The organism is Thalassospira lucentensis (assembly GCF_011806425.1).
In the GTDB taxonomy this organism is placed as follows: domain Bacteria; phylum Pseudomonadota; class Alphaproteobacteria; order Rhodospirillales; family Thalassospiraceae; genus Thalassospira; species Thalassospira lucentensis_B.
On the sequence record NZ_JAATOV010000002.1, the window covers coordinates 1 to 24,520 of the forward strand.

Annotated in this window: 19 protein-coding genes; 10 read left to right on the forward strand and 9 right to left on the reverse strand. The window is 53.6% G+C overall.

Annotation, left to right across the window (positions count from 1 at the left end; all coding sequences use genetic code 11):
* Window positions 1–557: 557 nt before the first annotated feature.
* The 5 genes from HCZ99_RS05665 to HCZ99_RS05685 form a co-directional block, all read right to left on the reverse strand.
* Window positions 558–1,226, reverse strand: a complete 669-nt coding sequence (locus HCZ99_RS05665) for a GntR family transcriptional regulator (RefSeq protein ID WP_167446003.1) — start codon at window positions 1,224–1,226, stop codon at window positions 558–560.
* Between the two features lie 222 nt (window positions 1,227–1,448).
* Entirely contained in the window at window positions 1,449–2,450 is a 1,002-nt protein-coding gene (locus tag HCZ99_RS05670; protein ID WP_167446004.1) for a 4-hydroxyproline epimerase, read from the reverse strand.
* 12 nt (window positions 2,451–2,462) lie between these two features.
* Window positions 2,463–3,746, reverse strand: a complete 1,284-nt coding sequence (locus tag HCZ99_RS05675; RefSeq protein ID WP_167446005.1) for an NAD(P)/FAD-dependent oxidoreductase — start codon at window positions 3,744–3,746, stop codon at window positions 2,463–2,465.
* A gap of 191 nt (window positions 3,747–3,937) precedes the next feature.
* Window positions 3,938–4,834, reverse strand: coding sequence for a dihydrodipicolinate synthase family protein (locus HCZ99_RS05680; protein ID WP_167446006.1), 897 nt, complete (start codon window positions 4,832–4,834; stop codon window positions 3,938–3,940).
* Between the two features lie 237 nt (window positions 4,835–5,071).
* Window positions 5,072–7,504 carry a glycosyltransferase gene (locus tag HCZ99_RS05685; protein ID WP_167446007.1) on the reverse strand — a complete coding sequence of 811 codons (2,433 nt, stop codon included), beginning with the start codon at window positions 7,502–7,504 and terminating at the stop codon, window positions 5,072–5,074.
* 137 nt (window positions 7,505–7,641) lie between these two features.
* Here HCZ99_RS05685 and HCZ99_RS05690 point away from each other — a divergent pair, with 137 nt between their 5' ends.
* On the forward strand, window positions 7,642–9,762 hold the full coding sequence (locus tag HCZ99_RS05690; protein WP_167446008.1) for a bi-domain-containing oxidoreductase: 2,121 nt from the start codon (window positions 7,642–7,644) through the stop codon (window positions 9,760–9,762).
* A 48-nt stretch (window positions 9,763–9,810) separates the two neighbouring features.
* Here HCZ99_RS05690 and HCZ99_RS05695 read toward each other — a convergent pair whose 3' ends face one another.
* Both HCZ99_RS05695 and glpK read right to left on the reverse strand, forming a co-directional pair.
* Complete coding sequence (locus tag HCZ99_RS05695) at window positions 9,811–10,752, reverse strand: AEC family transporter (protein WP_167446009.1); 942 nt, start codon at window positions 10,750–10,752, stop codon at window positions 9,811–9,813.
* A gap of 176 nt (window positions 10,753–10,928) precedes the next feature.
* Window positions 10,929–12,425, reverse strand: a complete 1,497-nt coding sequence (gene glpK, locus HCZ99_RS05700) for a glycerol kinase GlpK (protein WP_167446010.1) — start codon at window positions 12,423–12,425, stop codon at window positions 10,929–10,931.
* A gap of 301 nt (window positions 12,426–12,726) precedes the next feature.
* Here glpK and HCZ99_RS05705 point away from each other — a divergent pair, with 301 nt between their 5' ends.
* Window positions 12,727–13,263 carry a hypothetical protein gene (locus tag HCZ99_RS05705; protein ID WP_167446011.1) on the forward strand — a complete coding sequence of 179 codons (537 nt, stop codon included), beginning with the start codon at window positions 12,727–12,729 and terminating at the stop codon, window positions 13,261–13,263.
* 126 nt (window positions 13,264–13,389) lie between these two features.
* On the opposite strand, the gene HCZ99_RS05710 is transcribed toward HCZ99_RS05705, so the two are convergent.
* Complete coding sequence (locus tag HCZ99_RS05710; RefSeq protein WP_167446012.1) at window positions 13,390–14,850, reverse strand: NAD-dependent succinate-semialdehyde dehydrogenase; 1,461 nt, start codon at window positions 14,848–14,850, stop codon at window positions 13,390–13,392.
* A 541-nt stretch (window positions 14,851–15,391) separates the two neighbouring features.
* On the opposite strand from HCZ99_RS05710, the gene glpD reads away from it, so the two are divergent.
* From glpD to HCZ99_RS05750, 8 genes are all read left to right on the forward strand, one after another.
* Window positions 15,392–16,942, forward strand: coding sequence for a glycerol-3-phosphate dehydrogenase (glpD, locus tag HCZ99_RS05715; RefSeq protein ID WP_167446013.1), 1,551 nt, complete (start codon window positions 15,392–15,394; stop codon window positions 16,940–16,942).
* The gene (locus HCZ99_RS05720) at window positions 16,939–18,039 is read left to right on the forward strand and encodes an ABC transporter ATP-binding protein (RefSeq protein ID WP_167446014.1); all 1,101 of its coding nucleotides are present in this window, start codon (window positions 16,939–16,941) and stop codon (window positions 18,037–18,039) included. The genes glpD and HCZ99_RS05720 overlap by 4 nt, the downstream gene beginning before the upstream one ends.
* Before the next feature lie 15 nt (window positions 18,040–18,054).
* A complete protein-coding gene (locus HCZ99_RS05725; protein WP_167446015.1) occupies window positions 18,055–19,149 on the forward strand; it encodes an ABC transporter ATP-binding protein in 1,095 nt (364 codons plus the stop codon).
* A gap of 13 nt (window positions 19,150–19,162) precedes the next feature.
* Entirely contained in the window at window positions 19,163–20,035 is an 873-nt protein-coding gene (locus HCZ99_RS05730) for a carbohydrate ABC transporter permease (RefSeq protein ID WP_167446016.1), read from the forward strand.
* A gap of 1 nt (window position 20,036) precedes the next feature.
* Window positions 20,037–20,840 (forward strand): carbohydrate ABC transporter permease, encoded by an 804-nt coding sequence (locus tag HCZ99_RS05735; protein ID WP_167446017.1) that lies wholly within the window; start codon window positions 20,037–20,039, stop codon window positions 20,838–20,840.
* Between the two features lie 24 nt (window positions 20,841–20,864).
* Window positions 20,865–21,137, forward strand: a complete 273-nt coding sequence (locus tag HCZ99_RS05740; RefSeq protein WP_167446018.1) for a DUF2160 domain-containing protein — start codon at window positions 20,865–20,867, stop codon at window positions 21,135–21,137.
* Between the two features lie 134 nt (window positions 21,138–21,271).
* Window positions 21,272–23,026: an ABC transporter substrate-binding protein gene (locus HCZ99_RS05745; RefSeq protein WP_167446019.1), complete on the forward strand. Its 1,755-nt coding sequence runs from the start codon at window positions 21,272–21,274 to the stop codon at window positions 23,024–23,026.
* A gap of 110 nt (window positions 23,027–23,136) precedes the next feature.
* Window positions 23,137–23,988 carry a sel1 repeat family protein gene (locus HCZ99_RS05750; protein ID WP_167446020.1) on the forward strand — a complete coding sequence of 284 codons (852 nt, stop codon included), beginning with the start codon at window positions 23,137–23,139 and terminating at the stop codon, window positions 23,986–23,988.
* Between the two features lie 58 nt (window positions 23,989–24,046).
* Here HCZ99_RS05750 and HCZ99_RS05755 read toward each other — a convergent pair whose 3' ends face one another.
* Entirely contained in the window at window positions 24,047–24,517 is a 471-nt protein-coding gene (locus tag HCZ99_RS05755; protein ID WP_167446021.1) for an NfeD family protein, read from the reverse strand.
* Window positions 24,518–24,520: the final 3 nt, after the last annotated feature.

Here is a 24,520-nt window from a genome sequence, read left to right on the forward strand (position 1 = left end):
GACCGAAGCCCAAAACCGCCCGCCCCGCGTCGCCGTCTCGTTGGCGCCGCACTGCGTCGGTGGAGGCGGGTTATAGGCCCAGCCCCTTAAACTGTCAAACACCTTTTTGTAAAAAAGAGACAGAAATGCCCTTACGCAAAATCTTTGCGCGAAGAGACATATAGGCTTGTCCTTTGTGACCCGCAAGTGGGGTCCGGTTAGGAAGTTCTGCCCTATGGATAATCTGTCTGTGATTTCGCAAACGTATTGGGCCCTAAGATGTTCCCGCAACACTGCAAATTAATCAGAAAAAGATACGGCCACCGACCAGAATCGGATCAAAAAAGAATCAGATTTTGAAAAAGCGGGTCCGGTTAGGCGCCATACGGACGTCATAAAGCCAAGGTGAAGACGGAAAGCGGAAAGCGGAAAGCGGAAAAGCCTTCGCCTGCCATGCCCGACACCGGTCAAACGGATCTGATTGCACCGATTAATGTCGCAAGGATGCGCTGTTGCGAATCAGCCCAACAAGCACGGTACGCTGCCCGGTGGTTTGGGCACACATTACATAGAGATGTTTATTGGCGCGCAGTGCGCAGGCAATTCATCAGGCTTTTGGCAGAGTTTTCAATGTGGGCGGCCAACAGGCCGACGGCCTCATCAACATTCCCGGCTTTGCAGGCTTCGAAAATCTGGTGATGTTCGCGTTCCGCCCGATCAGTTTCACCTGACAGGGCCAACTGCGCCTGGGCAAAGCGGACGGTGTTATTGCCAATCATGCGAATGATTTCGAGCGTCTTGGGGCGATTGGAGGGCTGATACAGGCGATCATGGAATTCACGGTTAAGCTCCCCCCACTTTCCAACATCCCCGGCCCGGAAGGATTCGTCATAAACCATCAAGATATCTTCGACCGATTTCAAATCAGCCGGGGTCATGCGCGGGATGGCATGGCGCAGCAATTCGCATTCGAGCAATTTGCGTACTTCGAACAATTCTTCGATTTCATCGAGCGACAATTGCGCGACAATTGCCCCCTTATGAGGTTGAAACGACACCAGTCCTTCGGCGTCGAGACGTTGCAAAGCTTCGCGGACCGGAATGCGCGACACATTATATTCCCCGGCAATCGCATCCTGACGCAATTGGAAGCCCGCCGGAAAATCCCCCGCCAGAATACGGGCCCGAAGGTCTTCGGTCACCTGATCAGTAATGGTGCGGCGGGTAAATCGCGGTGATGCGGTCATGTCAGTTCTTTTATTATGGGCGCCCGCGCCATCACAGCCGGGGCAAATAATGTGTCGGATCGAAACTTATATGTTTGGTTTGGCATACTCATACCCAGCCGCCCAGCGCGGTGCAATACAATTGAATAATGTATAATTCACCCCCTACCGCCAATTCAACAAAGGGCGCATACGGGGACGTTTGTTGATGCACATATATATGTAGACGCGCACATCTACCGATCAGGTCACGACGAAGCCGTGCTTATAGGGATCACGGTCATCAATAAAGATGGTGTTATAGCCGTGCTTGCGCGCCCAACCTTCGATGCCCGGCACCACCGCATCAAAATCACCGACTTTGGTTTGCTCGACCACGCTGATCCTAAATTGTGATCCGATGATGCTTTCATGGACCAGTTCATGGGCCGGGTCCCACTGCCCCTTGGCGACAAGCTGGGCCAAGCGCGCCGAGGATCCGGTGCCACAGGGCGATCGATCAATTCCCTTATCGCCATAAAACACGGCATTGCGGTGCGTGCTGTCGGGCTGGGTTGGTTTGCCGGTCCATTGGATGTGCGACAGCCCCTTAATATCGGGATGCAATGGATGCACGAAATCGTTTTGCGCATTTAAGCGCCGACGCAGTTCCGGGCTGATGCGTTGCAGATCGCCCGCGGTAAAGTCAGATAAATCGCGGTAATTTTCCTGAGCCTCGACAATCGCATAGAAATTGCCGCCATAAGCAACATCAACCTTGATCGGCCCCAGATCAGGACAATCAACCGCGATATCGGTTTTATAGAGAAACGACGGAACGTTGGTGAGCTTGACCGATTCAACATAGTCGCCAACCTGACGATAATCGGCAATGACCAGCCCGGCCGGTGTTTCCAGACGCAAGCGCCCGGGTGTTTTGGGTTTCACCAGACCTTCTTCAATTGCCATGGTCACCGTGCCGATGGTGCCGTGCCCACACATCGGAAGACAGCCGGATGTTTCGATAAACAGCACGGCAACATCAAAGTCATCAGATGTCGGTTCATATAAAATCGATCCGGACATCACATCATGCCCGCGTGGCTCAAACATCAGGCCGGTGCGGATCCAGTCATATTCCGCCAAAAAATGCGCACGCTTTTCAAGCATGGTCGCACCATTGAGCTTTGGCCCGCCGCCGGCAACCAGACGCACCGGATTGCCGCAAGTATGACCATCAATACAAAAGAAGCTGTCTTTCGCCATGGGTGGGGCCTTTTAGAAACGGTTGATACGATAAGGGGTCATATTGACCGGGGTTTCGGCCCCGCTCATAAGGTCAGAGATCAGACGTCCGGTGGTGGCCGCCAATGTCAGGCCAAGATGGCCGTGGCCAAAGGCGAAAAAGACGTTCTGGTGATTGGGGCTTTTGGAAATGACCGGTTTTGAGTCCGGCATTGAAGGGCGAAAGCCCATCCATTCTGTGCCGCCTTCGGGGTTCAATTTGGGCAGGACTTGCTGGCCCTTGGCAAACAGCGCCTTGGCGCGATCATAATTTGGGGACGCAACCAAACCACCCAGTTCCACGGCCCCGCCAACGCGAATGCCCATTTCCATCGGCGTCATGACAAAGCTGTCATCAGCACAAATCACCATGCGCGATAGCGATGCCCCGTGATAAGGCACCGTAGTGTTATAGCCGCGTTCCGTATCAAGCGGCACAGGTGAGCCCAAACGTTTGGACAGTGTTTTGGACCATGCACCGCAGGCCACCACCACCGTATCAAAGGTGATATTGTCGCCCGATGTCGTGATTGCTGCCCGCGGTTTGCCATCGCGATAGACGAAGTCTGTGACCTCGCCGGTTTCGAACTTACCACCGCGATCGGTAAACAATTTAAACAGGCCCATGACGATTTTATAGGGATCAAGCACGCGGCCCCAGTCTTCTTCCATGACGCCGCAAGCAAAGATCGGTGCCAGATCAGGTTCAAGATCGCGGATTTCAGAACGGCTGACATCGCGAATGTTAATGCCATTGCGCCGCCGCAGATCAATTCCGTAATCGTCTTTGCGACGCGACGCATCGGTCCGGTAGACCGCAAGCGCCCCTTCCTTTTTAAACACGGCGTCGGCAAGACCGGCCTTGGCGATCATGGGGTCATAATCATCCCATGCGCGATGAAGGAGTGCGGCCAGTTCGGTCGCGATTTGTTCGACCCGGGTTTTGGAACTTGCGGCCAAAAAGCGCGCAAGCCACGGCAGCATTTTTGGCAGATAACGCCAACGCACCGAAAGCGGGCCAAGCGGATCCATCAGCCAGCCGGGAACGTTTGACAAAATTCCGGGCATGGCGATTGGCGCACATTCGGTCACCGCAATCCCGCCCGCATTGCCAAAGGATGCGCCCATGCCCGGTTCGCCACGATCAACAATCGTAACGTCATAGCCCTTATCCTGAAGCGCCAAGGCAACATTGACACCAACAATCCCGGCCCCAATGACGAGCGCCTTTTGACCGGCGGCATTTGGCTTTTTGGATGCTGTGCTTGATTGGGGCATTTGGGGGCCTCGCCTGATGGGGTGTTTTTATTTGGTGTCGCCTACAAGGTCACAGTGAACGACCCGACACCATAGCGTTGCGGCGTTCACTGTTTCATTATTTGCAATCGTAATGCAATTGGTTGATGTCACAACCAAGGCAGTCGCCCGATTATGTACCCGAGCGACAGCGTGCACGATTGCCCGAAACGTTAAAGGCTCGGGCGGGTATCGATGGCTTTTTGGATGGTTGCCTTGATGGACTCAAGCTCAGCCCCCACCAGCGGCAGACGCGGTGCGCGCACGTAGGCTTTGCCAACACCGGTCATTTCCTGGGCAAGTTTGATGTACTGAACCAGCTTGGCATGGACATCCATATGCAGAATCGGGGTGAACCAGCGATAAATCGGAAGGGCTTCTTTGTATTTGCCTTCAGATAGCAGTTTCCACAATGCGACAGATTCCTTTGGGAAGGCATCGGTAAAGCCGGAAATCCAGCCAACGGCACCAAGTACCTGGGTTTCCATGACAAGGTCATCCATGCCGCAGAACAGAACAAAGCGATCGCCGCAGGCATTATAAATGTCGGTAATACGCCGCGGATCGCCTGAGCTTTCCTTAATAGCGACCAGATTTTCAACGTCAGCCAGCTGATTGAATTCTTCTGGCTTGATATCGATGCGATACGCGCCCGGGTTATTATAGATCATGATCGGCAGCTTGGTCGCGCCTGCAACGGTACGGAAATGTTCAATGTTTTCGCGCGGATCGGCGGTATAAACCATGCCCGGCAGCAACATCAGGCCATCAGCACCCAGTTCTTCGCAGGTTTGAACATAGCGAATGGCTGCACGGGTCGAGTTTTCAGCAACGCCAGACAGGACCGGAATGCGACCCTTGGTGACTTCCACCGCAAGCTTAAGCACAGCGATTTTCTCGTCTGCTTCAAGGGCGGTGTTTTCTCCGACCGAACCCAACATGACCAAGCCATCAACGCCGGCCGTGATCAGGGATTCGATCTGCTCAGCGGTCATATCGAAATCAATCGAGCCGTCTTCGTTCATCTGAGTGGCAACGGCGGGGAAAACGCCAGTCCAATTTACCTGCATGGAAAGAAACCTCCTGATACAGCGCGCACTTTTTACGGTGCCCGCATTCCATATTCATGTCCCAAAATCGGGCATATGCTTAACCTATGTATATTGTATACAAAATTACGTTTGATCTCGCAACGGGATTTTCAGGCAAAACAATTCCACCCAAATAAAAAGGCCCCGACACCGGGACCTTTAAGAGAATATTGCGTGGATCGCTTCATCCCTCACACAGGTGTGCGAAATGAATGGTCACACCAACGCGGAAGCAAACGGCACCGTGCGCACAGGATCGTCGGATGCATCGCCAGTGGCAAAAGCCAAAGTGCTGGCGATAATGACGCGATCACAAAGTTCACGTTCGACCAAATCCCGAGCGGCTTTGCCATATGCCAGACGGGTTGCGTCATCTTCCATCAACTGTTCGATGGCGTTGGCAAGCGCATCCGCATCGCGCAACGGCACCAGAAGGCCATTTTCCTGATGGTGGACGATTTCACGACATCCCGGCACATCGGTTGCAACCATTGCAAGTCCGCATGCGCCCGCTTCCAATAAGGATTTCGGAAGCCCCTCGCGCCACGATGGCAACACAGCCAGATCAGCTTGACGCAGCAATTGCGCAATGTCGCGCCGCTTGCCAAGCCATTCGACCAAGCCTTCTTGCTGCCATTTCGCCAAGTCATTTTCTGATGCGCTATCGGGATTGGCAGGATCGGCATCGCCAACCAACACAATGCGATAATTGCAATTGCGCGATTTTAGAATTCGGGCGGCTTCGATCAATTCGGCAAGGCCCTTTGACCACAGCATTCTGGCAACGAAAATAGCGGTTTTGGGCGTGGCTGGATTTTCTGATTTTTGGGTATCGGGCGTAAATGCCGAGATATCCACACCTGACCCACGGATCAGGTTAAGACGTTGGTCCTTAAAACCGAGCCCCTTTAACCAGGCAAGGTCATCGCTGTTTTGCACGATGACGTGAATTGACGGACACCGAGCATAAACGCGTAAAATCAGCAACACAATATGCCGCACAATGCGGGCCTTGGCGCTGTTTGACACAAATAAAAAGCCAAGTCCGATAATCATATTAACGGATCGCTTCGCGCCAACCAAAAGCCCAGCGAAAGCCGAAAGCACAACGCACTGAATTGCGACATTGATAATGATATCGGGTTGCTCGCGACGAATAAGGCACGCCAGCGCCTTTACAGTTTTTAGGGATTTAAACGGGCTTAAGCCGCCGCGCGCGATCGGCACGTCGACCACACGAAAACCTTCTTTTCGCAGACCATCTGCCGCATCACCGGTATTGCAAGCCACGACAACCTCGTCACCGCGCACCAGTGCAGCCCGCGCAAGCCCAATCCGGTGCGAAACAAATGACCAATCTTCGCCAACAACGATCAAGGTTTTGCGCCGGGATTTTGGAGCGGTTTCGCGCAACAATGCGTCACGGCGCATAACCGCAATCGCCAATGTGATGACGAAAACACCAAACCACCAAGTGGACCAAAAGGAATAGTTAAAAAGCCCAGAGAACCAGTAAGCAGCAAGAATTGCCAAAATGGGAGCAGCAATCTGCAAACCTTCCTTAAAGATTGCGCGCAAACTCACTACGGCACACCAAACAACCAAAAAAACAACGGGTAGCAATCCGACCAAGCCGGTTTCTAACCAGATTTCCATAAACCAGCTATGGGGATGCCCCGGTAGAACCGCCTGACTAAATCCTTCAACCATGCCATCAGCACCTGGTATCCAAGGAGCGGCATTAATTCCCCAACCAGTCAGCGGATGATCAAACACGTGGCTATAAGCGAATTGCCAAATAAGCTGCCGATGGGCATCCACGATACCGGTTGGGAGATAGGGTGTAAAAGTACCCGTATTAGCCCACTGCGTTGTAATGGATGACAACCAAAACAGAATACCTACCACACTGAAAACCGTCGCAATAAGAAGGACTATTTTCACCAAGCGGTTTTCCAAGACGAACCAAGCGGCAACAACAACCGCGGCAAATGCCGCAAGCGTACCAGCCGTATTAGCACGCGCACCAGAAACCTCAATAATATAGAAGAAGGCGACAATCCCGAGAAGCGGTAGCAGTTTCGCCCACCCTTTGCGGTCAAACAAATCCGCGGCGAACAAGATGGTCGCGAACATGAAAAAGCTGCCAGTTGGCTTTAAGCGCCGGGTGATGTCGACATGGCGTTCCGGATCAAGCATTGCGTTTAGGCTGAGAATATCGGCCGAGGTGAATGACGCCAAAACGCAGTAGCCCATCACCGTAAGAGTTGACCAAATCAGCGTATTCCAAGCATACCGGGCCTTAGGCGCAATCAAACGCATCAGGTACCAAACCCCACCGATCATCGCCAAGCGCGCAAACCATGTGCCCCAAGATTTTTCTGGATTAATTGTTCCGATCACGGACGGCAACCAACAGATAAAAACGAGCATGACAACAAGGCCCAGCGGCGATGTCAAATCGCGGCGCAATTGTCGCCATGCTTGGCCATTATTGCCACTTACCACTGCCAGAATTAGTGACAATACCAAGCCAATCCCGACGGCCGCGCGCCCAAAGAAAAACAAAGGGGCGGAAATGCCAAACAGGATGGCAGCAACGCTAAGCACGGTGTCGCGCCAATGCCGCGTTGGGACAGATTGTTGCATCGTGAACAGTTCCAAATTGAGGTCTGCCGTCTTGCTAAACCGCTACCAATGCTTCGTCAATCACTGATCGACGCACATGTGACGCATATGGTTTAATCAACAGACAAATATTCAACCAGGACCTCGAAAGGTATGGCATGACGGTGATGAAGGCTCTGTTGCGGTTTCCCGGTGCGCGCAAGATCATGTTGGCCGATTGCCCCATACCGTCACTGAAACCCCATTCGGTTTTGGTCCGCACATCGGCAACTGTCATTAGTCCCGGCACAGAATTCACCCAAGCCCATCAAGCCACGGCATCGCTGTTTCAAAAGGCGTGGCAACGCCCTGACCTTGTCGCATTGACCCTTAAATCATTGCGATCCGATGGTGCCCTGCAAACCTTTTCCCGTGTTCAAAACCGTCTTGGTCGCCCCTTGCCCATGGGATATTGCGGTACAGGCGTTGTCGAGGCCATCGGGGACGGCGTCATCGATATCGCATGCGGGCAACGGGTGGCGATTGGCGGCATGAACCACGCCAATCACGCCCAGTGGAATGTGGTCCCGAAACACTTTGCCTGCCCAATTCCAAAAACCGTCAGCGACGAAAAAGCCGCGTTCACCACCCTTTATGCTCTGGCACTCCATGCCCTGCGCCAAGGGGACACCGACATTGGCAACCGCGTTGCCATTATCGGGGCCGGGTTGATTGGTCAGTTGGTTTTACAAACCGCGCTGGCAGCAGGGGCCATCATAGATGTCATTGAACCCAACACCGACCGTCGCGAGATCGCACAAACCAGCGGCGCCAATACGACCTATGACGCGGCACAAAACGCACCGAACAATCAGTTTGATACCGTCTATATTTGCGCAAGCGCCCAAGGGAACCACGACTTGATTGATGCGGCCGCGAAGCTGTGCCGGGATCGCGGGACCATTGTTTGCGTTGGCGACGTTGCGCCACAGGGCACACGCGAAGCGCTATATCGAAAGGAAATCGACATACGTCAGGTGCGATCATATGGCCCCGGTCGCTATGACCCGACATATGAACAAGACGGCCAAGATTATCCTGCGGGGTATGTGCGCTGGACCGTGAAACGTTATATGCAAGCCGCCCTTGCCTTGATGCAAGATGGTCGGCTTGATCCCCTGCCCCTTGTAACAAGGGAAATTGCGTTTGATGCGATTGCCGAGCACTTTGAAAAAGGTGCCAAAAGCGATGATCTGGCGACACTTGTGCATTTTTCGCAAAACGAGAACCTGAGCCGCGCAGCCAATAACACAGCAAAACCGACAGATAAAAGCATACCCCAGACCGAAAAAACCGCAACCACTGCAGAACCCAAAGGTACCAACACCATCACACTCGGCCTGATTGGGACGGGGAATTATCTGGGTGGGGTTTTGACGCCGATCATCGGCAAGCACCCCGACATATCGGTTCGGGCCTGCGCGTCTGAAAGTGGGCTATCTGCCTTGGCCTTGGCGCAAAAATTTGATGGGGCCATATCCTGCTCGAACGCCCAAGACATCTTTGACAATACCGATATTAACAGCGTGATCATCGCAACCCGCCATAACAGCCACGCCGAATTGGCGCAGCTGGCCTTGGCGTCGGGCAAGCATGTCTGGTTGGAAAAGCCGATGGCCATTCACCACGACGAGCTTGATCTTTTGCGCCCCTATGTCGCGACGCAGTCATCGATCTTCATGATCGGCCATAATCGGCGTTATGCCCCGATGAGCCAAAAGATTCGGACATTTCTGCCGGCACAGGCAAAGCAATTTCAGTACCGCGTTCGGTTCACTCCCGTCGCCCCTGATCATTGGCTGGGCCAATCACAGCAGGGTGGACAAACCATTGGCGAAATCAGCCATTTCATCGACCTGCTGAGCTATTTAGTCGGTGCCGCCATTACCGAAATCACCTGCCGGTGGTTGGATCTAAAAGTGGGCGATAGCATTTGGCAGATTGCGTTTGCCGACGGGTCAATTGGGGAAGTCAGTTATCTCCGCGCAAACCGGCATGAGCCCAAGGAAATCCTTGAGGTTTCCGCCCCCGGATTTGGCGCGACCTTGCACGATTGGCGCGACTTAAAGGTCAATGGCAAACGGGTCATGCGAAGCTGGCTGACCAAGGACAAGGGGCAGAAAAACGCAATCAGCAGCTTTGTCACCGCCATTCAAAACGGCAGACCAGCAGCCGACACGCCAACACTTGGCGATGAAATCAGCTTGATGGAGCGCATTTTGATGGCGGCAAATCGGTAGCACTTACGCCGCCGATCAACAGCCGAATATGCGCATCAAACTGGAAATTTACTGCGCCCCGGCATAAAGCACGATCAGCGGCAAGGTCAGCATACTGATGCTGGTTGTGATCAGGATAGTGGTGGCGGAGCGATCAACACAGACATTATAATTGCCCGCAACAACCGCAACATTGGCCCCCGATGGCAGGGCCGCGACCAGTGTGACAATGGTCAGCCACAGCATCGGCAGATCGAAAATGAAATGGGCGACCGAAAAGACCAAGATCGGCTGAACAAACATTTTCGCCACGGTACATAGCAAACTTGCACTTAAATTACCGCGCACCGACTGGCCATAAAGGCCGGCGCCGACCAACAACAATGCAATCGTTGGCCCGGCGGTTCGGAACCGTTCCAGCGTACCGTCGATCATTTCAGGGACCGGCAGATTAATAAGAGACGCCAAAACACCGGTCACAATCGCAATGATGATCGGATTGCGCATGACGCGAAACACACTGCGCATCACATTGGGCAACCAATGACCATCGCCACCACGCGTGCCTTCGACGATCAGGATGGTAAGGCCAAGAAGGGTCAGCGGATGGATCGACAACACGACCAAAAGCGGCACCAGCCCCTCTTCGCCGTAAACGGCCTGAACAAACGGAATGCCCAACAGAACAATGTTGGAAAACACCCCGCCCATTGCGGTCACAGCGGCCTCGTCCGTTTTGGCCTTAAGCCACAAACGTGCGGCCATAAACACCAGCGCAAAGTTCAAAAGCACGCCGGTATAATAGCTGCCCCAAAGGCGCAAATCGAAATGCGCACTGATGTCTGATTGCGACAGTGTCTGAAACAACATCGCCGGGATAAAGACATTCATCGCGATTTTGGCCAGGAACGGAATGCCTTCGCGGGAGATGATCTTTACATGGGTCAGCAAGAAACCGGCCAAGATCGTCAAAAAAACAGGACCGACTTTTCCGACGATCAGATCAAGCATGTTGCCCCCGGCGTGATAACTGCACTGTGCGTGATGAACGGGCCCCTACCCGCAAAAGAAAGGACGGCACCATCGGTACCGCCCACAAAGAATACTAAGCATTGTCGATACTTACCAGCCCCCTGCGACGGAAAAGTGCGTCAGGGGTAACGCGCAATCAATCCGCCCCGCTGGTATCAGCTGTCCTGATCGGTTTGCACACGGCCCACCGCATCTTTCCAACCTGCAAGCAATTGGGCACGATGGCGCGGCTCCAATGACGGGCGGTAACTGGCGTCGAGGTGCCATTTCTGGGAAATATGATCAAGGTCGCGGTAAATGCCCGCCTGAAGCCCGGCAAGATAAGCCGCACCAAGGGCGGTTGTTTCTGTAACTTCCGGGCGCTCAACATCAATGCCCAAAACGTCGGCCAGCATCTGACACATCCAGTCATTGCTGACCATGCCGCCATCAACCCGCACCGCTTTTGGCGAAACACCGTCTGCCGCCATGGCTTCGAACAGATCAAATGTCTGGTAACAAACACTTTCAAGGGCCGCACGGACAAATTCACGCGGGCCGGTATCACGCGTCAGGCCAAAAATCGCCCCACGCGCATCGGGATCCCAATAAGGTGCGCCAAGCCCGGTAAAGGCCGGCACCAGATAAACCCCGCGATTGCCGTCCAGTGATTTTGCAAGGCCTTCGGTTTCAGCGGCTGATTTGATGATACCCAAACCATCGCGCAGCCATTGCACCGCCGCCCCCGCAACGAAAATCGCACCTTCGATGGCGTAGCTTGTTTTGCCGTTTAACCGATAACCGACGGTGGTCAAAAGGCGATGCTGCGATGTAATGGCTTCGTCCCCGGTATTGAGGATCACGAAACAGCCGGTCCCATAGGTACTTTTGATAGCGCCCGGTTCAAAACAGCACTGACCAAAGGCGGCTGCCTGCTGGTCACCGGCCATACCAAGAACTGGGATTTCGCGGCCAAACAGATCGGCATCGACCATGCCAAAATCAGCCGCACAATCGCGCACATCAGGCAACATATTGCGCGGCACGCGGAAGATGTCACACAGATCATCATCCCAGTCATTTTCGCGGATGTTAAACAGGTTGGTCCGTGCGGCATTGGTGGCATCGGTTGCGTGCGACTTGCCACCGGTCAAGCGCCACAAAAGGAAACTATCGACCGTCCCAAACGCCAAATCGCCCTGATCGGCCCGGGCACGCGCGCCCGACACATGATCCAAGATCCACGCCACCTTGGTCGCGGAAAAATACGGATCAATCAAAAGGCCTGAACGCGCATTAACATCCTTTTCCAGTGACGGATTGGATTTTTTCAAATCATGACACAACGGGGCTGTGCGGCGGTCCTGCCAGACAATCGCGTTATAGATCGCCTTGCCGGTTTTGCGATCCCAGACCACGGTCGTTTCACGTTGATTGGTGATGCCGATTGCGGCCACCTGCTTGATATCAACCCGACCAAGGGCCTCTTTGCAGACAGCAACCACCGTGTTCCACAAATCTTCCGGGTCATGTTCGACCCAGCCATTGTTGGGGAAATGTTGTGGGAATTCCTGCTGTGCGACGGAAACAGATCGGCCATTTTCATCAAAGACAATTGCCCGTGAACTGGTCGTGCCCTGATCAATCGCCAGAATGTAACGCGTATCGGTCATGTTTGTTTTCCTCCCGAGCCGGCAGGTTTTCCCACCGTATTATCGTGCATGAAATCATGCGTTCCGGCCCGTGTTGAAAACGTGACCGTCGGTTTTATGACCCTATTTAGGGAAAAATTCGCACAAAAAACAATTCGTTTTCGAAAATTTTGACAAGATTTCTTGCAACACCTTGTTTTAAAGACCGTTTTTTGACCCGTACCTGGGTGACAAAACTGCCGGGTTTATCGCGGCATGCGTTTTGCATAGTTAATTCAACAGCTTAATTGTTCGCGGTAGTTTTTTCCTATGGAGGGTTCGTATGGGATTGTACGACACAATGATGAATGTGACCAACGTCGCCAATAGCGCCAAAAACACGGTTGCGAAGGCCCAAACGGTCGCATCAAACAGCCAGCCGCTTCCGGAAAAAGACAAGGAAGAAAATGCCGATCTCGCCTATATCCGCGAGCATGGCTTCACCACCTATGTCAAAGAAATCGAAGAGCGCAAAATCAAAGAAATGCGCGAGAAGATTTTGCAAAGCATGGGGCTGGATGAAGAAAAGCTGGCGAAGATGGGCGCGACTGAACGCCAAGCCATCGAAAAAGCCATTTCAGATGCGATTGAGCAGAAGCTTAATGGCAATGCCTTGGCAAAATCGGAAATGAGCACCCCGGAAAACGAACGCGAACGGCGCGATAAGATGCAGGCACAGATTGCCTTTAACCCGCGCATGTTTGATGTCTTTACCGAGCTGCAATCGGAATTGCCCGCCGGATCATCGCAATCCATCGTTGGCGATGACGACAAGAATGCCAAACACGCCAAAGACAACAAAGACAATCAGATCATCTAGGGGATTGCCCCGAACGTCTGAGCTGTTGGGACACGAAAAAGGGGCGCTGCGGTTTGCAGCGCCCCTTTTTGCTAGGTCATATTTGGCCAAGTCAGAGCAACCTGACAGGTCGCCAAAGATCCGAAATTATTCGTCAACGCCGCCCATGCAGACATATTTGACTTCGAGGTAGTCTTCGACCCCGTATTTCGATCCTTCGCGGCCAATACCGGACTGTTTGAAACCACCAAACGGTGCGACTTCGGTGGCCATAACGCCGACATTGACGCCAACCAGACCACTTTCGAGGCCCTCGGCCAGCTTCCAAATGCGCGAGATATCGCGTGAATAGAAGTAAGAGGCCAAGCCGAACTCGGTGTCATTGGCCAGTTCAAGGACTTCGTCATCGGTGTGGAAACGAATGAGCGGTGCCATCGGACCAAAGGTTTCCTCGCGGAAGACCGTCATATCGCGGTTGGCATCGGCAATTACGGTCGGCTGGAAGAACGAGCCGCCTTTTTCATGACGCTTGCCACCGGTCAGGATACGGCCCCCTTTGGACACGGCATCTTCGACCTGCTTTTCGACTTTCTGGATGGCTTTTTCGTTGATCAGCGGACCAATCACCGTGCCATCCTCAAAGCCGTCACCGACCTGCATTTTGGCAACTTTGGCAGAGTATTTTTCAGCAAACTCGTCATAGACTTTGTCATGAACGAACAGGCGGTTCGCACAAACACAGGTCTGACCCGCATTGCGATATTTCGAGGCAATTGCCCCGTCGACCGCGGCATCCAGATCGGCATCTTCGCAGACGATGAACGGTGCGTTACCGCCAAGCTCAAGACTGATTTTCTTAACCGTATCGGCACATTGACGCATCAGCAAACGGCCAACCGCGGTTGAACCGGTAAAGGTCAGCTTACGGACTTTGCCATTTTCGGTCATTTCCGCACCGATTTCAGCCGCATCACCGGTCACGATTGACAGCAAGCCTTTAGGAAGACCAGCACGTTCGGCCAGAACCGCCATGGCAAGGGCGGAATACGGGGTTTCCATGGCTGGTTTGACAACCATCGCACAGCCAACGGCCAGTGCCGGGCCAGCTTTACGCGTGATCATTGCGGTCGGGAAGTTCCACGGGGTAATCGCGGCACAAACACCAACAGGTTCCTTAAGAACCATGACACGGCGGCCTTCGGCAAAGGTCGGAATGACATCGCCATAAACGCGTTTGCCTTCTTCGGCGAACCATTGCAGGAACGAGGAACCATAAGCAATTTCGCCTTTGGCCTCGGCAAAGGGTTTGCCCTGCTCAGCGGTCATCAAGGTCGCGAGATCGTCCTGATTTTCCATCATCAGGTCGTACCATTTCATCAAAATGGCGCCGCGTTCCTTGGCGGTGCGCTTTTTCCAAAGCTTCTGCGCCTTTTCGGCAGCATTGATTGCGTCGGCAACCACATCACGGCCAAGAACCGGCACGGTGCCGATCACATCCCCGGTCGAGGGATTGGTAACTTGTTCTGTTTTCCCGTCAGGGGCGTCAATCCATTCGCCACCAACATATGCCTTTTGGGTAAAGAGTGACGGGTCCTTAAGCGAAACCATTTTAGTGCCTCCGGTATTTTTCATTGGGAGTGACAAAATGCGATAGCCTTCATCTAGTCTGCTCCGGTAAAGATGCCACATCTTTGCGGGATATTTATCCCTTGGCAATCGTAAACAGCGATAAAACAACGCTTTGCAACAAGATTGCATCAGATCGTCGTAAAGCATCCTGCTTTGGCAGAATGTGCGGCAAGCCCGCCAATATGACCTGTTCCCGACGCGCATATATCAGACACCTATCCGCCCCCATCCCGGCGATATGCCCCATGTTCTATTTTTCATTTTCAACCGATTCTAACGCGTAAACCGGCGGCTTTGCCGTCCCACCGCCCCGCCGCCTGAAACCTTGGATAGGGGGCGGGATAAAAAATAATGTTGAAATACAATCGACTAGAGATTGATTGATTAATTTCGTTATCGAAAATTCAAATGCCTATTTATTTTCGCTTGCAATTATTTTGGGCCGTTCGTAACGTCTATGACAACAAAGAACGACAGTTGAGAACATCTGTCACAAGTCAGGGCACCAGGGAGGCAGCGGTTGCTCAGTTCAGAAACATACGACGTCGCCATTATCGGCGGCGGCATTAATGGTACGGGCATCGCACGGGATGCGGCGGGCCGCGGGCTTCGTGTCTTTTTGTGTGAAAAGAACGACCTTGCCAGCGCAACCTCGTCGGCCAGCACAAAGCTGATCCACGGCGGCCTGCGATATCTTGAACATTATGAATTCCGGCTGGTGCGCGAAGCGTTGATTGAACGCGAAGTTTTGATGCGCGCTGCCCCACACATCATCTGGCCGCTTCGGTTTGTTCTGCCCCATGTTAAGGGCCTGCGCCCGGCATGGATGATCCGCCTTGGTTTGTTTTTGTATGACCATCTTGGCGGGCGTGAAAAACTGCCGGGATCAGAAGGCATCAAACTTTCCAACCACCCGGCGGGCAAGCCGTTGATCGACGGCATGGATCAGGCATTTGTCTATTCCGATTGCTGGGTACAGGATGCCCGTCTTGTAGTGCTAAACGCCATGAGTGCGCGTGATTTGGGCGCTGATATCGTTACGCGCACCGAATGTGTGTCGGCCAAGCGCGACGGTGATCTTTGGAAAGTCACCGTTAAAAACGAAAACGGCGAACAGACCATCACCGCACGGTCGCTGGTCAATGCCGCCGGGCCATGGTGTGCCGAACTTTTGGAAAACCGGGTCGAAACCAAAAAGAAACAAGGCATCCGCATGGTTCAGGGCAGCCATATCGTGGTGCCCAAACTGTTTGACCATGAATATTGCTATATCTTCCAAAACCCGGATGGGCGGATTGTTTTTGCCATCCCCTATGAGCAGGACTTTACCCTGATTGGCACCACGGACCGCGATTACAAAGGCGATCCGGCCAAGGTCGCGATCAGCGATGAAGAAACCAAATATTTGTGCGAACTGAGCAACAGCTATTTCGAAAAGAAGATCGCGCCAAGTGATGTGGTTTGGGCCTATTCCGGGGTCCGTCCGCTTTATGGCGATGGCAGCGAGGACGCGTCCCAAGTTACCCGCGATTATGTCCTTGAAATCGACAAGGGCGATGACCGCGAAAATGCTGCACCGCTTTTGAACATTTATGGCGGCAAAATCACCACCTATCGCAAGCTTGCTGAATCCGCCATGAGCAAGATTTGCCCGCTACTTGGCGTTGATGACACCCGCTGGACGGCCGAAAGACCGTTGCCGGGTGGGGATATGCCAAACGGCGATTTCGAGCCGTATTTTGCCGCGATGCAGCAGAAGTTTCCGTGGATTCCGCACGCTCAACTCTACCGTTACGTTCAAAACTACGGCACACTTACCAATCAAATGATCGGAAATGCATCTGACCTAGGCGGGCTTGGTCAGCATTTGGGCGATGACGTTTACGAATGTGAATTGCGCCATCTGGTCGATCACGAATGGGTCTGCACAGTCGAAGATGCGTTGTGGCGCCGGTCAAAATTGGGCCTGCACGTATCGGATGAAACACGCGATGCCATTTCCCAATGGTTTAACACCGAACTGAAATCAAAAAACACCGTGAAAGCGGGCGAAGGATATAGTGGAACATGACCCTTACGCTTGAAAATATTACCAAGACAGTGGGTGGGGAGACTCACATCGACGATGTGTCGATGACGCTGGAGCCAGGGTCCTTTAACGTCCTTTTGGGGCGGACTTTGGCAGGCAAAACGACCCTGATGCGGATGATGGCCGGGCTTGAGCCGCCGACCAGTGGGCGTATCTATGCCAACAATGTCGATGTGACCGGCATGGCGGTTCAAAAGCGCAATGTCGCGATGGTCTATCAGCAGTTCATCAATTATCCGTCGATGAATGTCTATGACAACATCGCATCGCCGCTGAAGTTGCAGGGCGTTGCCAAGGGCGAAATCGAAAGCCGCGTGCGCGAAACCGCCGAGTTGATGCATATCGAACATCTGCTTGATCGCCTGCCGCAAGAATTATCGGGCGGGCAGCAGCAGCGTACCGCCATGGCGCGCGCCATGGTCAAGGATTGCACTTTGCTGTTGCTTGATGAGCCGCTGGTGAACCTTGATTACAAGCTGCGCGAAGAGTTGCGTGAAGAAATTCCCAACCTGTTGGCCAAGCGCGACACCATTGTTGTGTACGCTACGACCGAACCGATGGAAGCGCTGTTGTTGGGCGGTAAATGTGCCGTCATGCATGAAGGCCGCGTGACCCAGTTTGGCCCGACCACCGAAGTTTATCATAACCCGGCCCATGTGCAGACCGGCCTGATCTTTTCCGATCCGCCGATCAATCTGGTGAAGGCAGAAGTCCGCGATAACGCGCTTTGCTTGGCCAGCGGGCAAAGCGTGCCCTTGGCGGGTCATTTGTCCGGCCTGAAACCGGGGGATTACACCGTTGGGGTGCGCGCCAATCACTTGTCGGTTCAGCCCGAAGACGATCAAAGCATCGCAATGCAGGGCGAAGTCGAACTGGCCGAAATCACCGGGTCGGAAACCTTTGTTCACGTTCACTTCAACGATGTGTCTTGGGTAATCCAAGAAGAAGGTGTCCACAACCCGCGGCTTGGCGAGGTCGCCACCTTCTATATCGATCCAAAACGTCTGTTTGCCTATGACGCCAATGATCGCCTTGTGGCAGCCCCGCCCAGTGAAATTCAAAACGGCAAGGCCGCCTGAGGTTGGAGAATTAAAATGGCACGTATCGATCTTAAAAGCCTTGCGCATTCATACTTTCCCGATCCGAAATCGGACGAGGATTACGCCCTGCGGCGGATGGAACATGTGTGGGAAGATGGCGGGGCCTATGCCCTGCTTGGCCCGTCGGGTTGTGGCAAGACCACATTGCTCAACATCATTTCCGGTCTTTTGACCCCGTCCGAGGGACAGGTTCTGTTTGATGGCAAAGACGTCACCAAACTGGCGCCGGAAGAACGCAATATCGCGCAGGTTTTCCAGTTCCCCGTCATTTACGACACCATGACGGTTTATGAAAACCTTGCCTTTCCACTGCGCAACCGCGGCGTTGATTCCAAACGGGTTGACGAACGGGTGCGCGAAATTGCCGGGATGCTTGATCTTAGCGGTAAGCTGAAACAAAAAGCACGCGGTTTGGGGGCGGATGAAAAGCAGACCATTTCGCTGGGCCGTGGTTTGGTGCGCGATGACGTATCGGCGATCCTGTTTGATGAACCGCTGACCGTGATTGACCCGCATCTGAAATGGGTCCTGCGCCGCAAATTGAAGGAAATCCACAATAAGCTGCGCCCGACCATGGTCTATGTCACGCACGATCAGGTCGAAGCCCTGACCTTTGCCGACAAGGTTGTTGTCATGTATGGCGGCAAGGTTGTGCAGTTGGGTACGCCGCAAGAATTGTTTGAAAATCCGGCCCATACCTTTGTCGGGTATTTCATCGGAAGCCCCGGCATGAACATCATGGATTGCAAGATCGATGATGGTGCGGCCTGGATTGACGGGCAACGCATTGCCCTTTCGGATCGTCATTTGGATGCGGTTGCCAAGCAAACCGGCAAGATCGAACTGGGTATTCGTCCCGAATTCCTGAAACTTGAAACCGGCGACGGGGTCAGCAGCGATAACGGCGTTCCGGTCAACATCACCAAGGTCGAAGACCTGGGCCAGTTCAAAATCGCAACCACCCGGTTTGGATCATCCGACATCAAGGTCAAACTTGGCGAAGACACCCAAATCACCGGCCAGTCCGGTGTGCTGCGGTTCGCGCCAGAATGGACCAAGCTTTACGCCGACAGTCAGTTGGTCGCGTGAGGGGAATGGGGAAATGAACAAAATTACCAACAACAAGGCCTGGTTCCTCGTTCTGCCGGTCTTCTTTATCGTCGCCATCAGCGCCATCATTCCGCTGATGACGGTTGTGAACTATTCCGTGCAGGACATCTTTGATCCGCAAACGCGGTTCTTTGTCGGCACCGAATGGTTTGAACAAGTCTTGGCCGATCGCCGCCTGCATGACGCGCTGATCCGCCAAATCATCTATACCCTAAGCGTTCTTTTGATCGAAGTGCCGCTGGGCATTGCGGTTGCCTTGACCCTGCCGCGTAAGGGCTGGGGTGTTTCGGCATCGATGGTTCTTTTGGCCTTGCCGCTGCTTATTCCATGGAACGTGGTTGGCACGATTTGGCAGATTTTCGGCCGGGCCGACATTGGTCTTGGTGGCTATGTCATCAATATGCTGGGGATTGATTACAACTACGCCCAAAACCCAATGGATGCGTGGATCACGGTTCTGGTGATGGATGTGTGGCACTGGACCAGCTTGATTGTTCTGCTGTGCTATGCCGGTTTGCGGTCGATCCCGGATGCCTATTATCAGGCAGCCAAGATTGATGGCGCATCGAACTGGGCGGTTTTCCGGTTCATCCAATTGCCCAAAATGCAGTCGGTTTTGGTGATCGGTGTGCTGCTGCGCTTTATGGACAGCTTCATGATCTATACCGAGCCGTTCGTGTTGACCGGCGGCGGGCCGGGCACAGCCACCACGTTCCTCAGCCAGTTTTTGGTCACCATTGCAGTGGGTCAGTTCGACCTTGGTCCGGCGGCGGCATTCTCGCTGATTTACTTCCTGATCATTCTGTTGGTTTGCTGGGTTTTCTATACCGTCGTGATGAACGCCGGAAAGCGGGAGGAACAATAAAATGCGGTTCCAAAAACGTCATATCGCACTTCTTGTCTATATTCTGTTCCTGTTGCTGCCGATCTATTGGCTGTTCAACATGTCGATCAAGACCAATACGGAAATCCTGGGTGCCATGACCTTGTTCCCGGACAATCCGACGTGGGCAAACTATGCCACCATCCTGACCGATCCGGCATGGTATTCGGGCTATATCAATTCGATGATCTATGTTGCGATCAACGTGGTGATTTCCTTGTTGGTCGCCCTGCCCGCGGCATATGCCTTTTCGCGGTTTAACTTTGTCGGTGACAAGCATCTGTTCTTTTGGCTTTTGACCAACCGCATGGCACCGCCGGCTGTGTTCTTGCTGCCGTTTTTCCAGCTTTATTCGAGTGTCGGTCTGTTTGACACCCATATTGCTGTGGCCCTTGCGCACTGCCTGTTTAACGTGCCGCTTGCGGTGTGGATCCTTGAAGGGTTCATGTCGGGCATTCCCAAAGAAATCGATGAAACCGCCTATATCGACGGCTACTCGTTCCCGCGCTTCTTTGGCACGATTTTCATTCCGCTGATCCGTTCCGGGATCGGGGTGACGGCGTTCTTCTGCTTTATGTTTAGTTGGGTGGAATTGCTGCTGGCCCGGACCCTGACATCGGTCGATGCAAAGCCGATTGTTGCCACCATGACCCGTACCGTTTCGGCATCTGGGCTTGATTGGGGGGTTTTGGCCGCCGCGGGTGTTTTGACCATCGTACCGGGGGCCTTGGTGATTTGGTTTGTTCGAAACTACATCGCCAAAGGTTTCGCGATGGGTCGCGTGTAATCGGAAAGCAGGAGGAATAACAACATGTCTTGGATGGCCTGGACCCCGATTACGGCAGTCTTTTTCAGCTGCATTATCCTGATGCTGATCGGGATGGGAATTTGGCAGACGGTTTCGCCCACAGTGCCACGTCGCGGTTTCTTGCCGCTGACGACCACACGCGGCGACCGACTTTTTATCAGTCTACTTGGTGCGGCATACATTCATTTGGGATGGATGGCGTTTACCGATGCCGCCCTTTGGATTGCATCAATTATTGCGCTTTTCTGGCTCATCATTGTGATGCGCTGGGGGTAACAAAACGGGTTTGGCAGCACGTCCTACCCGTTGCCAAACCCAACCTATTCACGACAGCGGGCATCCGTCTTCCCCCACTGTTGCGGACCGGTTTTACCGGGTGCGAAAAAGGAAGACGATCAGGGAGAAACGACATGATCGTTAAAGTTAAAGGATCCTCTGCCGTCATAAAAGGCAGTGCCGTTGCCGTCGCCCTTGGTCTTGCAGTGTTGGCAAATCCAGCATCCGCAGACCAATATACCGACGCTGCGAAAAACTGGATCGACAGCGAGTTTCAGCCGTCCAGCCTAAGCAAAGATGAACAGATGGCCGAACTTGAATGGTTCATCAAGGCCGCTGAACCGTTCCGGGGTATGGACATCAACGTGGTGTCCGAAACCATCACCACCCACGAATACGAGTCAAAAGTTCTGGCAAAGGCGTTTTCGGAAATTACCGGGATCAACCTGACCCATGATCTGATTGGCGAAGGCGATGTGATCGAGAAGCTGCAAACCCAAATGCAGTCAAACCGCAACATCTATGACGCTTATATCAATGACTCGGATTTGATCGGTACCCATTCGCGGTATGACGCGGTTGTGCCGCTGACCGATTTCATGGCAGGCGAAGGGGCCGATGTAACGTCGCCAACGCTTGATCTTGATGACTTTATCGGGCTGTCCTTTACCACCGGCCCGGATGGCAAGCTTTATCAGCTGCCTGATCAGCAGTTCGCGAACCTTTATTGGTTCCGGTATGACTGGTTCCAGCGCGAAGACCTGCAAAAGCAGTTCAAAGACAAATACGGCTATGATCTTGGTGTGCCGGTCAACTGGTCTGCCTATGAAGACATCGCCGAATTCTTCACCAATGATGTGAAGGAAATCGACGGGACCAAAGTTTACGGTCACATGGATTACGGTAAAAAAGACCCATCATTGGGTTGGCGCTTTACCGATGCGTGGCTGTCGATGGCTGGTGCTGGCGACAAGGGCATCCCGAACGGCCTTCCGGTTGACGAATGGGGTATCCGTGTTGAAGGCTGTGCGCCTGCAGGTTCAAGCGTGACCCGTGGTGGTGCGACAAACGGCCCGGCAGCGGTTTATGCCCTGACCAAATACATTGATTGGCTCAAAGCATATGCCCCGCCAGAAGCAGCAGGCATGACCTTTGGCGAAGCAGGTCCGATCCCGGCACAGGGCAACATCGCCCAGCAAATCTTCTGGTACACGGCCTTTACCGCCGATATGGCGAAAAAAGGAACGCCGGTTGTGAATGACGATGGCACGCCGAAATGGCGTATGGCCCCGTCCCCGCATGGCCCGTATTGGGAAGAAGGCATGAAGCTTGGTTATCAGGATGTGGGTTCCTGGACGCTGATGAAGTCCACCCCGCTTGAGCGCCGCAAAGCTGCATGGCTTTATGCCCAGTTCACGACGTCGAAATCGGTATCGCTGAAAAAGACCCTTACGGGCCTGACACCGATCCGTCAGTCTGATCTGGACACCCAGGCCATGACCGACATCGCACCAAACTGGGGCGGCTTGGTTGAATTTTATCGTTCGCCAGCCCGTGTTCAGTGGTCACCAACCGGGACCAACGTGCCGGATTATCCGAAACTGGCACAGCTTTGGTGGCAGAACGTTGCCGAAGCTGTCACCGGCGAACGGACCCCGCAGGAAGCAATGGATAACCTTGCAACTGCAATGGACCGTGTGATGCAGCGTTTGGAACGTGCTGGCATTGGCGGCGAATGTGCGCCGAAGCTTAACGAAGAGCGTGACGCACAATACTGGTTCGACCAGCCCGGTGCGCCGAAACCGGCACTGGAAAACGAAAAACCGCAGGGTGAGACCGTTAAATATGACGATCTGATCGCGGAATGGCGTGAAGCCCAGAAGAACTAAGGGCTCACACTGGGGGTGCCGGGGGTGTTTTTCATCCCCGGCCGTCCCGGCCCATCGCCCACCTCGCCCTTTTTCGGGCACAAGACACCAAAGACGTTAGACAGAATTTCATGAAAAGCCTGATTGCCCGTTTTTCCAAATCACCAGCACCCTATATGCTGGCGCTATCGCTTTCGTGCGTTGGCCACGCACAAGCATCATCGGTTCTTGATGATGGTGTTGCGGCCTATCGCCATGGTGATTTCGAAAAATCGGCATCCATCTTTACCCCACTTGCCGATCAGGGCAATGCCACCGCGCAGTACCTTTTATCGTGCCAAATGATCAATGGGGCTGGCGTTGCGGCCAATGAAGATGGCGGATGGAAAATGATGAAGGCGTCTGCGGGCAACAAGAACCCGGATGCCAGCATTGTCATGGCACGCAAACTTGAAGCCAGTGACGCGCCCGATGATGTGATCCGCACCCTGTATCAACAAGCCGCCGATCAAGACCAAACGCAAGCCATGCTGTGGCTGGCCCTTGATGCGCTTGATCAGGGTAAGGCGGATGCGGCCAAGCAATATTTGACCCACGCATGGGATGCGGGCGATCCGCGGGCTGCGACCCTTTTGGCAAACCGTTTCACCAAAAGCGATACCGCGCGCTACCAGTACCTGCGCCAAGCAGCCGAACATGGTGAAATGCGCGCTGCCGCCTACCTTGCCGAAGAAGCCAAAACCCTTGGCGATACAGCAGAGGCCGTTGGATGGTGCGCGATTGCCACCGGCCTTCCCGGCCATAACGAAGACGTCGATTGGAAAACCATCGGCGATGCGGTCGAAAAGAATTGCGGCCAATATGACAAAGATTTGGAACCCAAAGACCGCGCGGCCAACCGCGAACGGGTCGATCAATTCTTGGCCCGGTTCTTTGACGGATATCAGCCATGGACACCGTGGCGCGCTTGTGCGGTTGAGTGACACATAAAAAAGGCCCCAATCCATCAGGACCGGGGCCTTTAATTTGATCAAAACCTGCTTAGCTTTCGGTGTCAGCTGTTACCGGTTCAATCAGCAACATGCTGCCTTCGATCCCAGACACCCGGACTTTTTGGCCCTTGGCGAGGTCGTGGTTGGATTTTAGAACCCAGCTTGATCCATAGACACTTTGGCGCACGCGGCCATTGGTGGTTTTTTCCGTTAGTACGGTTGTTTTACCAACCAAGGAGGACCGTGTGCTGCTGACGTCTTCGTCGGATGCCCCCGACAGGTTGGGGCGAAAGAACCGGCGCCCGATCACGAATGACAGCACACTAAACACGCCAAACGCGATCAGTTGCAGTTCAATCGCCAAATCGGGCACCAGCAGAACAACGAACCCAACGACCGCTGCCGCAACCGATAGCCATAAGAAAATGATGCCGGGCAGCACCATTTCCAGCACGAGCATCAGGCAGGCCAAAATCCACCAATGCCAAAACTCTATAACGAGTTGCGAAAACAATTCCATGGC